Here is a 15,576-nt window from a genome sequence, read left to right on the forward strand (position 1 = left end):
TTTGGACATGCTGCATACATTCAGAAAAGTAAGCCTGGCCGAAGGATGTTCGCTCCTTGTCCTGTTACTAATAGCCATGCCGTTGAAATATTTCATGAATATTCCGGAGGCTGTGAAAGTAGTAGGTTGGATACATGGTATTTTGTTCATCGCCTATGTTGTGATGCTGTTGATCCTTCAACTGCGTTATCGTTGGTCGTTCCTCTTTCTCGCCGGGGCATTCGTTGCCTCACTGGTTCCATTTGGAACCTTTGTTCTGGATCGTTATCTGAAAGAGAAAGAAACCACGGCCTGATGCTTCGTGAATTGAACTAATAACAGGCTGTTACTTGGTCGATAAGCGAACAGGAACTTTCACCGGCTCAAAATAAAAAGGTCGGCTCTTACGGGCCGACCTTTATTTTTGAATTGATGTAGATCTTATTTCTTCTTCTTAGCCGCTTTCTTTGGCGCTACCTTTTTAGCCGCCTTCTTTACGGGGCGCGCGATCTTCTTCGCTACCTTCTTCACTACTTTGGCTGCCTTCTTAACGACCTTCTTCGGAGCCTTTTTAGGCGCCGCCTTTGCCGCTTTCTTAGCTACAGCCTTAGCCGCCTTCTTAGGAGCGGCCTTTTTCGCCGCTGTCTTCTTGGGAGCCTTCTTCGCTGCCGCCTTAGGAGCAACTTTGCCGGCTGGCTTAGCGCTCTTCTTTGCGACAGTTTTCGCCGGCGCAGCCTTAGCTCCTGCTATCTGCTTCGCCATGAGGTTCAACGCCGATCCTGCCTTAAACCATTCGATCTGGCCCGCATTGTAGGTATGATTTACCTTAATGGTGTCCTGCGAACCATCACTGTGACGTAACACTAGTGTCAACTGTTTGTCAGGAGCAAAGCTTGTGAGGTCGGTGATATCGATAGAATCATCTTCTTTGATCTTATCGTAGTCTGCCTCATTTGAGAAGGTAATGGCAAGCATGCCCTGCTTCTTCAGGTTGGTTTCGTGAATACGTGCGAAAGACTTCACAAGGATGACACGAATGCCCAAGTGTCGTGGCTGCATGGCCGCATGCTCGCGGGAAGAACCCTCGCCATAGTTCTGGTCGCCAACGACAATTGTGGGAACGCCCGCAGCTTTGTATGCTCGTTGAGTAGCGGGAACAGGACCGTATTCTCCGGTGAGCTGGTTCTTAACGCTATCTGTCTTTTCGTTGAAGTAATTCAATGCGCCGGTCAATGTGTTGTTCGCGATGTTGTCGAGGTGACCGCGGAAGCGCAACCAAGGACCTGCCATAGAAATGTGGTCCGTAGTACACTTTCCTTTTGCTTTGATGAGCAGTTTCATGCCGATGAGGTTCTTGCCATCCCAGGCTGTAAATGGACTCAGGGCCTGAAGGCGATTTGAGTTATCAGCAATCTTAACGACCACATTGCTGCCATCCTTTGCAGGGGCAAGGTATCCGGCATCCTTAACTTCGAAGCCACGTGGAGGGAATTCGAAACCAGTGGGTTCATCAAGCTTAACGGCAACGCCATCGCTATTGGTCAACGTGTCTGTCAACGGGTTGAACGTAAGATCACCGGCAATGGCAAACGCTGTTGTAATCTCAGGCGACGCTACGAACGCGTGAGTATTCGGATTGCCATCATTTCTCTTGGCAAAGTTTCTATTGAAAGATGTGATGATCGAGTTAGCGCGGTTCGGGTCGTTTGTGTGACGAGACCATTGTCCGATGCAGGGACCGCATGCATTTGCCAATACAACGCCGCCCATTTTCTCAAACACGTCGAGATACCCGTCGCGTTCTACTGTATAGCGCACCTGTTCCGAACCAGGCGTAATTGTAAACTCTGCCTTCGCCTGGAGTTTCTTGTCTACAGCCTGCTTGGCAAGTGATGCAGAACGGGTAATGTCTTCATATGAAGAGTTAGTACATGAACCGATAAGTCCTACTTCCAGACGTTGAGGCCAGTTGTTCTTTTTTACTTCGCTGGCGAACTCGGAGATAGGTATTGCGCGGTCTGGAGTGAAAGGTCCGTTGACGTGTGGCTCGAGCGTTGACAAGTCAATCTCATACACTTCATCAAAGTACTTCTCAGGCGATTCATAAACTTCCGCGTCGCCGGTTAAGTGTTCTTTGACTTTGTCGGCCATATCGGCGATAGACTTTCTTCCTGTACCGCGAAGGTACTCGGCCATCTTTTCGTCGTATCCAAATGTGGAAGTAGTCGCGCCGATCTCGGCACCCATGTTACATATAGTGCCTTTACCTGTGCAAGACAAAGTCCGCGCTCCAGGTCCGAAATATTCAACGATTGCCCCGGTGCCGCCCTTAACGGTAAGGATACCCGCAACCTTAAGAATTACGTCTTTTGAAGAAGACCATCCGCTGAGCTTACCGGTAAGTTTAATACCGATCAGTTTAGGCCACTTCAATTCCCAAGGCATACCAGCCATTACGTCAACGGCGTCAGCACCGCCCACACCAATTGCCAGCATGCCCAGGCCGCCGGCGTTTACAGTATGAGAGTCGGTTCCGATCATCATACCACCGGGGAACGCATAGTTCTCAAGCACTACCTGGTGAATGATACCAGCACCTGGTCTCCAGAAGCCAATACCAAATTTGTTGGACACTGACTCCAGAAAGTTGAATACCTCACCGCTTGCTGTGATGGAATCAGAAAGATCTTTTTGAGCACCGTCCTTTGCCAGGATCAGGTGATCGCAGTGTACTGTAGAAGGCACACGAACCTTCGGAATACCTGCAGACATGAATTGCAGTAGAGCCATTTGAGCAGTGGCATCCTGCATAGCAACCCGGTCGGGTGAGAAGTTTACGTACGACTTGCCCCGGTTAAAAACCCCGACATGCTGCTCATTGTGCAAATGAGCGTAAAGGATCTTTTCAGATAATGTCAGCGGTTTGTTTGCAACTTTACGGGCCTTAGCAATGCGCGAGGGCAACTGCTTATAGAAGGCCTCAAGCATGTCATAATCAAATACCATGGTTCAGAATATTTTAGCAGCGCTAAAATAGTAATTTTTTCTTCTGCACTATGGATTGCTCTAGAAAGCAGGATGAGACTTGGGCTCGCCGGCCAGCTCTGCATAGCTACGAGCTCTGGATCGCGTTCTGATTTTGTCCAGCATACAGTTTAACGACGCCGTCTCTTCGGCGGTCAGATTACTTACGGGGTCGCTCAATCGCGATATTTCGGGGTCAATTTCCGTGAGGAAGTCAATGCCCTTTGGCGTAATAGTTACATCAACGGCGCGCTTGTCTTTTAAGGCACTCTGACGAACAACCAGACCTTTTATCCTCAGCCTTTCGACAATGCGCGAAACATCCGACATCTTATCGAGCATTCGTGCCTTAATAAGATTTACAGAGGCGGCTTTTGGGTGCTGGTCCTTCAAAATAATGAGTACGTTGTACTGTTGACGCGTGATGTCATATTTCTTGAAGGCGTCATTCATCAGATTGATGATAAAATAATAGGTGTGCAGGATGTTTACGAGTGCGCGCTGTTGATCATTGCGCGCCTCTGCGGCGTGCTTCTCGAACGACATAGTAGACTGGCTCTTAGGTTAGGTACTCACCGAAAATAGCCAGTTTTCCCCAAAATTGTGTGATGAACGGTCAATGAAATTCACACAACCGTTTGAACCGCCTTATTTACTATTAATATAGTTGAGGAACTCCCTCTTGATATTCTCGTCCAGGAATTTTCCGGCGAAGTACGCAGTGCCAGTTTTGCTGTTTGTGTCACCAACACCGCGGGAAGCAACGCACATATGGTTGGCATCAAGTACGACACCGACGTCCTTAGTGTGAAGCACTCTTTCCATTTCTTTACCAATCTGGACCGTGAGGCGCTCCTGAACCTGCGGTCGCTTGGCAAAATACTGAACAATGCGGTTGATCTTGGACAGGCCAATCACTTTGCCATTCGAGAAGTATGCCACATGGGCCTTTCCATATATAGGAACGAAATGGTGCTCGCAGTGAGAATAGAACGTGATGTCCTTCTCGACAAGCATCTGGTCGTAGTTGTACTTGTTTTCAAACAGCCTTGCATGTGGACGGTTCTTGGGATTCAATCCCGAGAAGACCTCTTTAACATACATCTTCGCCACTCTGCGTGGTGTTCCATTAAGACTATCGTCTGTTAGGTCGAGGCCAAGGATGTTCATGATCTCCCTGAAATGCTTTTCGATCTTTTCGATCTTGGTGTCGTCGTCTAAAGCAAAAGCATCTTCACGGAGTGGAGTCTCCATGGAAGTGAACATGTGGTCATCAGCCAGGTCGTCTTCCGATGACTCAATGGGCCGGATATTCAACGAAATTTCTTTCGGTCTCATACAAGGTTATTTTCAGTTCGAACTTCTCGTCAATCTGCTGGCGCAGGATGCGCCAGATCACTAACGCAATGTTCTCCGCCGTTGGATTCAAATCTCTGAAATACTCTGTGTCAAGATTCAGGTTCTTGTGATCAAACCTGATCAACACGTACTTCTTAATAACGTCACTCAATTCTTTAAGATCATACAGATATCCTGTAGACTGATCCACCTCTCCGGTGAGACTTACGATCAGTTCATAGTTGTGTCCGTGATAATTGGGATTATTACACTTGCCAAAAACCCGTTCATTAACCTCATCCGACCACTCGGGATTATGTAGCCTGTGTGCAGAATTAAAGTGCTCCCTTCTCGATACTTTGATCCTCATGAGTTAAAATAAACAGGAATATAGCGAAAAGGTTCAGTTTGAATTAGAATCTGGGTTGCTGTCCCCAATTGTTCCCATTAGATTCTGAACGGCCCCAACTATTTCAGATTAACCCAGGTTTTTTTCTGACTGCATGAAACCATCTTGACAAGGTATCTGTTTTAATCACTACTAGTTTAATAGACTAAAGATTACGATATTTATGCCCATTAGGGTGCTGTGACCGTAAAGGAATTAACTAGAAGCAGTACAAGTAATTGAATAATAGGTACTTAGTCCGAGGCTATACATTAAGAAGAAGCCCCGGGAGAATGCCTTCCACCATACTCCATTTACCCCTAGGCGCATGCGTTTTGAAGAAATCCAACATCGAATTGAACAATACAAATCTCAGGGAAAAACCCTATTTACGACTAGTTCTTTTCAATCGCACAGCCTTGTGCTGCTTCATATCTTAAGTAGAATTGACAACACCATTCCGGTGTATTTTATAAATACGGGCTACCATTTTCCGGAGACGGTTAAGTTCAAAGATCAGGTCGCCGATGAATTCGGGTTGAACATCATTGACCTGAAGTCTGATGTTCCCAAGTTCATGCAGCGCGACCCAATGGGAAAGTTACTATTCACTTCCGATCCCGATCACTGCTGCTATCTGAACAAAACACGACCGGTTGATGCCATGTTGCTGTCACATGACATCTGGATCAATGGAGTTCGTGCCGATCAGAGCGCAACAAGAGCGGCAATGAAAGAAGAACAACCTGCAAAGTATGGATGTGTTCGCTTTCACCCTATGCTCGACTGGAACTCAAAAATGATCTGGCAATACCAAAAGGAATATGATCTGCCACGTCATCCCCTTGAATCCAGTGGATATGTAAGCATTGGATGTGAGCCTTGTACCCGCCGGCTTGACCCTGATATGCAGGAGCGTGAAGCGCGTTGGTTCGGTATGAACAAAGTAGAGTGCGGATTGCATACCGACCTCATCAACAAGTAAATCTAAATCAGTAAATGAACGTCCTCGTTACAGGCGGCGCCGGCTACATTGGTACGGAGCTGATAAACTTGCTTACCTCAAACAGTATTGTTGAAAAGGTTATCATCTATGATAATCTCAGCCGACAAAATTATAATCTGTTCCTCGGTCTTAAACTTCACTACCATAAGAAGATTCAGTTTGTAAAGGGTGAATTGCTCGACTCCAGATCACTGAGAAAAGTATTAAAGGACATTGATATCGTTTATCACCTCGGTGCTAAAGTAACAACGCCTTTCGATAGTTCGGATTCGCATGCCTTTGAACAGGTTAATCATTGGGGAACAGCTGAGTTGGTCTATGCTGTCGAGGAAAGTAATGTTCGCCGTTTTGTGTATACAAGCAGCACTGGCGTTTATGGTTCGTCAGACCAGGAAGTTGACGAAAGCAGCCCGGTTGCACCTCAGACATTCTATGCGATTTCAAAGATGCGTGGTGAAGAACACGTTCGTCGTTTGCTGGGCAAAATAGATACATACATTCTTCGCTGCGGGAATGTGTACGGCTATAGCAAGAGCATGCGTTTTGATTCGGTGATCAACAAGTTTGTCTTCGAGGCGAACTTTAATAAGATGGTCACTGTGCAGGGCGACGGAAAACAGTCGCGAACGTTTATTCACGTTGATCAGTTGTCGCGTGCATTAAATACACTTCTTACGGCCGATGTGAAGGGGGGGACTTATAACCTCGTTGACAAAACTATCCGCGTTTTTGATATCGTCGATGAGCTTAAGCAACTGATTCCCGCTCTCGAATTCATCTTTATCAATCAACACCTTAAACTTCACCAACTCAATGTGAAGCGGAACGAGCAGATCAACGAGGTGCTCGGCGTGCGACAAAGTGATTCTCTTCGCGAAGAGCTGGAGGAATTTGTCTCCAGGTTTAGTTTCTGATCACAAAAGTTTTCATTTTGAGGCGTGGGTTTACAGCATATTGCTACTGTCATCGTATTGCTGGCGTTGGTGACCGCGCTGGCCGAAGTCACTGATCGGATCAGAGTTCCATATCCGATTCTGCTTGTTTTAACAGGAATTGGTTTCGGATTGATACCTGATCTGCCGAAGATCGCGCTGGATCCGGAAATAGTCTTTCTGATATTTCTTCCTCCCATCTTGTACGCTGCGGCGTGGAGTACTTCATGGGCTGATTTCAAAGCGGCCAAGAGGCCCATTACGTTACTGGCAATTGGCTGTGTGATATTTACGACGTGCGCCGTCGCCTGGGTTGCCCAGATGCTTATTCCTGAACTGGGCTGGGCAGAGGCGTTTGTACTCGGTGCCATCATTTCTCCACCGGATGCTGTAGCTGCTACGGCAGCGACGAAGGGACTTGGGTTGCCAAAGCGCGTGATCACCATTCTGGAAGGAGAGAGCCTGGTGAATGATGCTACAGGTCTTATAGCATATCGATATGCAGTGGCTGCCGTAGTTTCGGGAGGATTTCACATCTGGCATGCGGGCCTCGAGTTCGTCATGGTCGCGGTTGGAGGAATAGCACTGGGATTCGTGACGGGTTTTGTATTTAAGTGGATACATAAAATTACCCCCGATAATCCGACGACAGACACCACGCTTACTTTCCTGGCTCCTTTCGTTACTTACCTGGTCGCCGAGGCTCTTGAAATAAGTGGCGTGCTTGCAGTAGTCGTTGCCGGATTGTATATGAGTTGGAATTCCTCTACTGTTTTCAGTCAGCAAACCAGGTTACAGGCAAACGGTACCTGGAATACTATCATTTTCATGCTGAACGGAATCATCTTCATATTGATAGGCCTTCAATTGCCGGAGATCGTTGAAGCCATCGAGGACAAATCCGTTGGCACTCTCATACAGTACGGCGCTATTGTAAGTGCGGCAGTGATCCTCGGACGAATCATTTGGGTTTATCCGGGCACCTTTCTTCCGCGACTTTCAAAGAGGATTCGTACTACGGAGCCAAGGCCATCTATTCGGATGGTGTCGATTGTAGCCTGGTCAGGAATGAGAGGAGTAGTATCGCTTGCTGCGGCACTCGCTTTGCCACTGACGCTTGACGGCACAACGCCGTTTCCCAATCGAAACCTTATCATCTTTCTGACCATCTGTGTGATCTTCGCGACCCTCGTACTGCAGGGCCTTACACTTCGTCCATTTATCAAATGGTTAAAGATACGTCCTGACGATGGAGAACACAGGCACGAAGAAGAAGCACGATTGCGCTTGGCAACGTCCATAATCGAATTTATCGAAGAGAACTATTCGCTTGCTTTGAGTGAAGATGTACTGAATCGTATCAAGACAAAATACGAAATCAGGATACAGCGGATGAGAAAAGACGGCACACGGAATGCTCTCGACGATGAGAAGATTGATGAGTTTCATCGCATCCAGCAAGAGTTGCTGGACAAGGAACGCAGTTTAATTCTGGAGCTTCGTGCGCAGGCGAAAGTGAGTGATGAAACCATGCGCCGAATTGAATACGAGCTTGATCTGGAAGAAACCAGATTGATTCTGGAGCGCGGGGTGCGACCTGCAACGATTTGACGGATCAGTACAAACAACCGGCACAGCGAAAGGTGCAAAAAAGAAAATGCCATAGCATTCGACGCTACGGCATTTCTATGACGATGTGAACTACTTTTTAGCAGTATTCGTCAAATACCTCAACAAGGTGAGAACCGATCATTTGAGCGTTTCGTCCTTCAATATGATGGCGTTCTACGAAGTGTACCAGTTCACCATCTTTAAACAAAGCAATAGCGGGAGAAGATGGGGGATAGGGCAACGTGAACTCTCTGGCTCTTGCAACAGCTTCTTTATCCACACCGGCAAAAACGGTTGCCAGCGACTCAGGTCGTTTAGGTGAATTTTGCAATGCCCATTTTACGCCTGGTCTGGCAGCGCCAGCGGCGCAACCGCAAACCGAGTTAATCACCAGCAAGGCAGTGCCTTTCTGGGCGGACAGGTAGTTTTCAACTTCCTCTGCCGTCTTCAGTTCTTTGAAGCCCGCGCTGGTCAAATCTGTGCGCATTGGGGCTACGAGTTGTTCGGGATACATATGTTACAGGTTATGTCTGCTTATTAATAACAAATTACATGAATCCTAGTTCCAGTTTTGCCTCTTCCGACATCATATCCTGGCTATAGGGAGGATCAAAAGTGACGTCTACTTTTACATCGTTTACGCCTTCGATTGCCTTAATTTTTTGCTGGACTTCCCCGGGAATCACTTCTGCAGAGGGGCAGGAGGGGGATGTTAATGTCATCTGGATATAAACATTATTAACCGGATAAATGTTGATCTCGTAGATCAAACCCAGTTCGTAAATGTCGACCGGTATTTCGGGGTCATAGACCGTCTTGATAGCCGCCAGTACTTTGTCCTTGAGGTCAGGAGCAGTTGCATCTGCGCTGTTTGCAGACGTCACATTCTCGGTTTGTGGTCCGGAGACCAGTTCATTATGAGCCAGGCCGTCGTTCATAAGTTAACCTCCAGTTTAGTCTTTAACGCGAGAGCATAAAGTTTCATTTGCTTGATCATGGAAGCAAAGCCGTTACTGCGCTGGGTTCCGATGAAACGTTCCATGCCGATCTTCTTCATGAAGTACAATTCTGCGGCCAGAATCTCGTCGGGTGTACGCCCATTGAAAATGCGGACAAGGAGACTCACCAGTCCTTTGGTGATAGCCGTATTGCTGTCGGCAGAGAACATGATCTTATCGCCTTCCAGCTTTGCGGTTAGCCAAACTTTCGATTGACAGCCCTTTACCACGTTTTCTTCGGTACGGTCTGTTTCAGCAAAAGCTGGCAACTTTTGGCCGAGCTCCATGATGTAGAATACGGTCATTTCCATATCGCCATCCAGCAGAGCAAACTCTTCAATGATTTCGTCTTGTATGGCGCTAATACTCATGCCTTATTTCATAAAACCGACAACCCGTTCAAGTCCTTCGACGAGCGAGTCGATTTCCTTTTTCGTGTTGTAAACAGCAAAAGAGGCCCGAACAGTTCCTTCAATACCCAGGCGGTCCATCAGCGGTTGCGTGCAGTGATGACCAGTGCGCACGGCTATGCCGCGGGTGTCGAGCATTTGACCAATATCAAAAGGGTGTATTTTATCGATCACGAATGAAACCACGCTTACCTTCCGTGGGGCAGTGCCCACCAGGCGCACGCCTTTCACCGCGGATATGCGTGCCGTAGCATATTCGAGAAGTTCGTGCTCGTGCGCTGCCATATTTTCTTTACCAAGCCTATTGATGAACTCCATGGCACTACGCAATGCCACTACATCGCCAATGTTGGGAGTACCAGCCTCGAACTTATAAGGCAACTCATTATAAGTCGTTTTTGCAAACGTCACTTCCTTAATCATTTCTCCACCGCCCTGATAAGGGGGCATGGCCTCAAGCAATTGCTTCTTGCCGTAGAGAAATCCGGTGCCGGTCGGTCCATACATCTTGTGAGAAGAGACGACGTAGAAATCGCAATCAAGGTCCTGAACATCGATTTCAAGATGGGCTGATGCCTGGGCGCCATCGATCAACACGACAGCCCCGGCTTCGTGTGCGAGCCTGATGATCTCCTTTACAGGATTAATGGTACCAAGGCTATTCGATGCGTGGTTTACAGAAACAATTTTTGTTCGTGGAGTCAAAAGCTTTTTGTAAGCTTCAATATCAAGAACCCCTTCGTCAGAAACAGGAATTACACGAAGATGTGCTCCCTTTTCTTCGCATACGAATTGCCATGGGACAATGTTTGAATGATGTTCCAGTTCGGAGACAATGATTTCATCGCCGGCCTTAACAAAAGCCCTTCCATACGAGGAGGCCACCAGGTTAATTCCTTCGGTCACGCCACGAGTGAAGATGATCTCTTCAACATGCTTCGCGTTGATAAACTGTTGTGCTGCTTCGCGTGTATCTTCATAGGCGCGAGTTGCCTTTTCGGCCAGGGTATGAATGCCGCGATGAATGTTGGCATTGTAGCCCTCGTAATATTCTGCTAACGCCTTAATTACACTTGCCGGCTTCTGCGTAGTCGCCGCATTGTCAAAGTATACCAGATCGCGTCCGTTCACCTTTTGGTGCAGTACAGGAAATTCCTGCCTTACTTCGTCAACGCTTATTGCTTTTTGTGTGGCGTTTGGTATCATGATTTTCTACTGGTGTAGTCTTTCACGAATGATGGCTTCAATGTAGTGGCGAAGCCCTGCGTGTTTGATATTGTCCAATATTTCCAAAGCAAATGCGAATAGCATCATTGCCCGCGCAGTTTCCTTGTCTATACCCCTTGCCTGCAGATAGAAGATGGCTTCCTCGTCAAGCTGGCCGGTGGTACATCCATGCGAACACTTAACATCGTCGGCCCAGATTTCAAGCTGAGGCTTAGTGTTAACGGTGGCGCTATCCGACATTAAAATGTTGCGATTGGCCTGAAAAGCGTTCGTCTTCTGGGCTTGTGGCCGCACGTAAATCTTTCCGTTGAAAACTCCTTTGCTATTGTCGTCCAGGATGCCTTTGTAAATCTCATTACTAAAGGAATTCGGCTGGCGATGATCTACAACGGTATGGTTATCGGCGATTGTATCTCCGGAAAGCAGATATAATCCAAACATATGCGATTCAATACCCTGTCCGTCGAGGGCAAGTTGCAGCGTGTTCCTGACAAGCTTTCCGTCGAAAGTGAAAGTGTAGGTATTCACGCGGCTTGATGGCTCCTGGTGAATACGGGTGAAAGCATATTGATAGCGCTGGCCGTTGTCATTTTGAAGCGTGTACAAATCAAGCCCACCATTAGCGAGTACGACCGCCTCAGTAACGTGGTTGGAGAAATGACCTGCTTTTCCGCTCGAACCATATCGTTCAAACACTTCAAGCTGTGCATTGGTCTCGACAACTAGGAGGTTCCTCACAACACTTACGACCTCTTCTTTTTCAGCATTATGCCAGTACACCAGATACACAGGCTTGTCGACAATGGCATTCCTCTTCGCATGTATGAAAACACCATTTGTCCATGCCGCTGTATTCCAGGCAACAAAGCCATCGGTTTGAGGATCGGCGTATTTGCCCAGGTGTTCGAGTGCCAGAGCATCGCCATCATCAACAGCGTCTGCAAGTGTCTTTACAACGACATCGCTACTTGCAGGAAGTGACGACAACGTTGGATCGTAAATTCCATTTACGAAGACAACCTTATAGGCATCCAGACCTTCAATGCGAAATTCTTCAGCTGATAGAGGAGCCAGTTTGTTAGCCTTAGGCTCTAAGGAAAGATTCTTCTGCAGCAGACGCGTGATCGGCGTATGCTTGAATTCTTCTTCCTTATTATGAGGGAGACCATTCTTAAGAAAAGCCTCGCGGCCCTTCTCGCGCAAAGCTGTTATGCGCGGATGTAAACCTACCTGCTGGTCGATCAGATCAATGACACTCTTGTCGCTCACGTTTTTCGTTTGTTGTTGTCCCGTCATGCCTTAAACGGCCACTTCGTCTTTGATCCAGTCGTAGCCCTTTGCCTCAAGTTCGAGAGCGAGCTCTTTAGTACCAGACTTAACAATTTTACCTTTATACAACACGTGCACGAAATCAGGCACGATATAGTCGAGTAATCTCTGATAGTGAGTTACGACGATTGTAGCATTGGAAGAGGAGCGGAGCTTGTTTACGCCGTTTGCCACGATCTTCAATGCATCGATATCCAGACCTGAATCTGTTTCATCGAGGATTGCCAGTCTGGGTTCAAGCATCGCCATCTGGAAGATCTCATTGCGCTTCTTCTCACCTCCTGAAAATCCTTCATTAAGAGAGCGATTCAGCAACGACTGATCGATATCCACGAGCTTCATCTTTTCTTTCATCAGCTTCAGGAATGATACTGCATCCAGGGTCTGCTGACCACGGGCTTCGAGTACCTGATTCAGCGCAGTCTTCATAAAGTTGATAGTGCTGACTCCCGGAATCTCCACAGGATATTGAAACGCCAGGAACACACCTTCGCGAGCGCGTTCTTCCGGAGCCATATCAAGAAGATTTTTCCCCCTGAATTCTACGTCACCACCTGTAACTTCATAATCTTCACGTCCCGCCAGGACAGATGCCAGGGTGCTTTTCCCCGATCCGTTGGGTCCCATGATCGCGTGAACTTCTCCCGCCTTCACTTCCAGATTAATTCCGTTCAGGATCTGTTTGTCGCCAATGCTGGCCTGCAAATTCTTTATACTTAACATAGCTGATGTTTCAAATTAGACCGCGCTTATCCAACACTGCCTTCGAGTGTTAGAGCAAGCAGCTTTTGTGCCTCCACTGCAAATTCCATAGGAAGCTGGTTCAATACTTCCTTAGCATATCCGTTCACGATCAATGCAACAGCTGACTCCTCGTCAATACCGCGTTGCAAGCAATAGAAGATCTGGTCTTCGCCGATCTTCGATGTTGTTGCTTCGTGTTCGATACGTGCAGATTTGTTTTCAACGTCGATATACGGGAATGTGTGCGCGCCACACTTGTCACCCATGAGCAGAGAATCGCACTGAGAAAAGTTACGAGCACCTTCTGCGCGTTTCATGATATGTACCTGTCCGCGGTAGCTGTTCTGCGAGTGACCTGCAGAGATACCCTTTGACACAATGCGTGACTTTGTATTCTTACCGATGTGAATCATCTTGGATCCCGTGTCGGCCTGCTGATAGTTATTGGTGACTGCTACAGAATAAAATTCGCCCATTGACTCATCACCTTTCAATATGCACGAAGGATATTTCCATGTGATGGCCGAGCCTGTTTCAACCTGGGTCCAGGAAATCTTTGAACGCTCACCGAAACAAAGTCCACGCTTGGTTACAAAGTTGTAAATGCCACCCTTTCCTTGTTTGTCTCCAGGGTACCAGTTCTGCACAGTAGAATATTTCACCTGAGCATCTTTCATGGCATAGATCTCAACGACCGCAGCGTGCAGCTGATTTTCATCGCGCATTGGTGCTGTACATCCCTCAAGATAACTCACATAAGATCCTTCGTCAGCAACGATAAGCGTGCGCTCAAACTGGCCGGTGTTGGCGGCGTTTATTCGGAAGTATGTCGACAATTCCATCGGGCAACGAACGCCCTTGGGGATGTAGCAAAAAGATCCGTCAGTGAATACCGCTGAATTAAGCGCAGAGAAGTAGTTGTCAGCAACAGGGACAACAGATCCCATGTATTTCTTAACAAGCTCGGGATGTTCCTGCACTGCTTCGCTAAAGGAGCAGAAAATGATACCAAGCTGAGCCAGGGTTTCTTTATAAGTAGTAGCAACCGAAACGCTGTCAATGACTGCATCAACGGCAACGCCAGTGAGTCGCTTTTGTTCAGTCAGAGATATCCCGAGCTTTTCAAAGGTTTTGATTAATTCGGGATCTACGTCCTGAAGCGAAGTAGGCTTCACTTTTTGCTTGGGCGCAGCATAATAAATTAGGTCCTGATAGTTGATCTTAGGATAGCTGATATTGGCCCACGTGGGCTCCGTCATCTTTGTCCACTGCCGGTAGGCTTTAAGCCTCCATTCCAACAGCCACTCGGGCTCATTTTTCTTCTGTGAAATGAACCGAATGATGTCCTCATTGAGACCTTTTGGCGCGGCATCGGTCTCTATATTTATAGTCCAGCCGTGCTCATATTCCTTTGAGGTCAACTCTTCAAGAACCTGATTGTCTTTGCTCATCCTTGTCTATTTAGACTGTTTCCAAACAACCTACAAAAGTATAACAAAAAAGGCAGTTTTGAGTTCACTAAGGGAATAAAAGAGTCGTTGCGGAAACGAGATACCCTCCGATCAACAGCATTAACCCGCCGACGAGCGGGTTCACACGATGACGAATAGGTAATCTAGATTTCGGTTCAGGTCGCCGGAAAAATTGGCCCAGGACAGCAAGGCCCTTGGGGATGGCGGAATAGAGGGAGACTAACTGGACTATAGTTGGATATTAACCGGATAAGCCAGAAAGATCCGTATTACGTCTATATGAAGTCTTCATAATGTCTTTATAAGGAACGACTGTGGGGCCCGAAATCGTTAGGTGAGGTTAAGACTTCGGTCCAGGCTCTCCTCTAAGGATATCATTGTTTCGGTCCTTTCGATACCTTCTACCTGCTGAATCTTATCATGAAGCACCTGCTTCAGGTGATTGGTGTCTTTACAGTGGATCTTTGTGAACATACTGTAGTTTCCCGTGGTGTAGTGGATATTGGTTATCTCAGGGATCGCTTTAAGCTTGGCCATTACCTGATCGTAAAGCGCGCTTTTCTGAAGGAATATTCCTATGAAGGCCGTGATATCGTAGCCCAGTTTAGCATAGTTTACTTTGAGGGTAGTCTTTTCAACGATGCCGGCCTCCTCAAGTTTGTTCATTCTGACGTGGACGGTACCTCCAGAGACGAAAGCTTTCTTGGCGACCTCGGTATAAGGCTTCTTGGCATCCTGCATCAGGATCTCCAGGATCTTGAGGTCCACATTATCAACTTTATAATTTTCGGCCATGACAGTTTTTTCGTTTTGAGCAATATTCAAAATTATGAAACATTTTTGAAAAATATACAAATATTCGAATCATTTATTGCTCTGATACGGGGTTTGTGCGTTACTTTGTTAAAGAAATCACAACGAAGGCAGGCGAGACGCGCCGCTGGAGACAAAAAACAAAAATTGTAGGGTGTTGAAACTTGGCAGACAAGCCCTCCGGTCTCGGGGGTGGAGAGAACGGGATAAATGTTGACTTCGGTCAAACACTAACCGCTCCGTGGAGGTTCGAACCCTCCCTCTACAGCTAGTCCTTAGTATTGAGTCCTTAGTCCTGAGTTGTC

At 47.2% G+C, this 15,576-nt stretch carries 16 protein-coding genes; 4 read left to right on the top strand and 12 right to left on the bottom strand.

The window, feature by feature from the left end:
- Nucleotides 1-7: 7 nt before the first annotated feature.
- On the top strand, nucleotides 8-295 hold the full coding sequence (locus WBG78_RS25500) for a DUF3817 domain-containing protein (protein WP_337329343.1): 288 nt from the start codon (nucleotides 8-10) through the stop codon (nucleotides 293-295).
- A gap of 125 nt (nucleotides 296-420) precedes the next feature.
- Here WBG78_RS25500 and WBG78_RS25505 read toward each other — a convergent pair whose 3' ends face one another.
- The 4 genes from WBG78_RS25505 to WBG78_RS25520 form a co-directional block, all read right to left on the bottom strand.
- Nucleotides 421-2,985 (bottom strand): aconitate hydratase, encoded by a 2,565-nt coding sequence (locus WBG78_RS25505; RefSeq protein WP_337329344.1) that lies wholly within the window; start codon nucleotides 2,983-2,985, stop codon nucleotides 421-423.
- Between the two features lie 60 nt (nucleotides 2,986-3,045).
- The gene (locus tag WBG78_RS25510; RefSeq protein ID WP_337329345.1) at nucleotides 3,046-3,549 is read right to left on the bottom strand and encodes a MarR family winged helix-turn-helix transcriptional regulator; all 504 of its coding nucleotides are present in this window, start codon (nucleotides 3,547-3,549) and stop codon (nucleotides 3,046-3,048) included.
- A gap of 102 nt (nucleotides 3,550-3,651) precedes the next feature.
- Complete coding sequence (folE, locus tag WBG78_RS25515; protein WP_337329346.1) at nucleotides 3,652-4,341, bottom strand: GTP cyclohydrolase I FolE; 690 nt, start codon at nucleotides 4,339-4,341, stop codon at nucleotides 3,652-3,654.
- The gene (locus WBG78_RS25520; protein WP_337329347.1) at nucleotides 4,301-4,711 is read right to left on the bottom strand and encodes a 6-pyruvoyl trahydropterin synthase family protein; all 411 of its coding nucleotides are present in this window, start codon (nucleotides 4,709-4,711) and stop codon (nucleotides 4,301-4,303) included. Before WBG78_RS25520 ends, folE begins: the two co-directional genes overlap by 41 nt.
- Before the next feature lie 346 nt (nucleotides 4,712-5,057).
- On the opposite strand from WBG78_RS25520, the gene WBG78_RS25525 reads away from it, so the two are divergent.
- The 3 genes from WBG78_RS25525 to WBG78_RS25535 are packed head-to-tail and all read left to right on the top strand — an operon-like array spanning nucleotide 5,058 to nucleotide 8,278.
- The gene (locus WBG78_RS25525; RefSeq protein WP_337329348.1) at nucleotides 5,058-5,714 is read left to right on the top strand and encodes a phosphoadenylyl-sulfate reductase; all 657 of its coding nucleotides are present in this window, start codon (nucleotides 5,058-5,060) and stop codon (nucleotides 5,712-5,714) included.
- A 14-nt stretch (nucleotides 5,715-5,728) separates the two neighbouring features.
- Nucleotides 5,729-6,649, top strand: coding sequence for an NAD-dependent epimerase/dehydratase family protein (locus tag WBG78_RS25530; RefSeq protein ID WP_337329349.1), 921 nt, complete (start codon nucleotides 5,729-5,731; stop codon nucleotides 6,647-6,649).
- 24 nt (nucleotides 6,650-6,673) lie between these two features.
- Nucleotides 6,674-8,278 carry a Na+/H+ antiporter gene (locus tag WBG78_RS25535; RefSeq protein WP_337329350.1) on the top strand — a complete coding sequence of 535 codons (1,605 nt, stop codon included), beginning with the start codon at nucleotides 6,674-6,676 and terminating at the stop codon, nucleotides 8,276-8,278.
- A 97-nt stretch (nucleotides 8,279-8,375) separates the two neighbouring features.
- On the opposite strand, the gene WBG78_RS25540 is transcribed toward WBG78_RS25535, so the two are convergent.
- From WBG78_RS25540 to WBG78_RS25575, 8 genes are all read right to left on the bottom strand, one after another.
- Complete coding sequence (locus WBG78_RS25540; RefSeq protein WP_337329351.1) at nucleotides 8,376-8,792, bottom strand: BrxA/BrxB family bacilliredoxin; 417 nt, start codon at nucleotides 8,790-8,792, stop codon at nucleotides 8,376-8,378.
- A gap of 34 nt (nucleotides 8,793-8,826) precedes the next feature.
- A complete protein-coding gene (locus tag WBG78_RS25545) occupies nucleotides 8,827-9,216 on the bottom strand; it encodes an SUF system Fe-S cluster assembly protein (protein ID WP_337329352.1) in 390 nt (129 codons plus the stop codon).
- Entirely contained in the window at nucleotides 9,213-9,647 is a 435-nt protein-coding gene (locus tag WBG78_RS25550) for a SufE family protein (protein ID WP_337329353.1), read from the bottom strand. The genes WBG78_RS25545 and WBG78_RS25550 overlap by 4 nt, the downstream gene beginning before the upstream one ends.
- A 3-nt stretch (nucleotides 9,648-9,650) precedes the next feature.
- Nucleotides 9,651-10,892, bottom strand: coding sequence for a cysteine desulfurase (locus tag WBG78_RS25555; protein WP_337329354.1), 1,242 nt, complete (start codon nucleotides 10,890-10,892; stop codon nucleotides 9,651-9,653).
- Between the two features lie 6 nt (nucleotides 10,893-10,898).
- Nucleotides 10,899-12,182, bottom strand: coding sequence for a Fe-S cluster assembly protein SufD (gene sufD, locus WBG78_RS25560; RefSeq protein WP_337329355.1), 1,284 nt, complete (start codon nucleotides 12,180-12,182; stop codon nucleotides 10,899-10,901).
- Nucleotides 12,183-12,212: 30 nt separating this feature from the next.
- On the bottom strand, nucleotides 12,213-12,965 hold the full coding sequence (sufC, locus tag WBG78_RS25565) for a Fe-S cluster assembly ATPase SufC (RefSeq protein WP_337329356.1): 753 nt from the start codon (nucleotides 12,963-12,965) through the stop codon (nucleotides 12,213-12,215).
- 26 nt (nucleotides 12,966-12,991) lie between these two features.
- A complete protein-coding gene (sufB, locus tag WBG78_RS25570) occupies nucleotides 12,992-14,437 on the bottom strand; it encodes a Fe-S cluster assembly protein SufB (protein WP_337329357.1) in 1,446 nt (481 codons plus the stop codon).
- 351 nt (nucleotides 14,438-14,788) lie between these two features.
- Entirely contained in the window at nucleotides 14,789-15,253 is a 465-nt protein-coding gene (locus tag WBG78_RS25575) for an Lrp/AsnC ligand binding domain-containing protein (protein ID WP_073131526.1), read from the bottom strand.
- Between the last annotated feature and the right edge of the window lie 323 nt (nucleotides 15,254-15,576).

The sequence above is a fragment of the Chryseolinea sp. T2 genome (assembly GCF_037203685.1).
GTDB lineage: Bacteria > Bacteroidota > Bacteroidia > Cytophagales > Cyclobacteriaceae > Chryseolinea.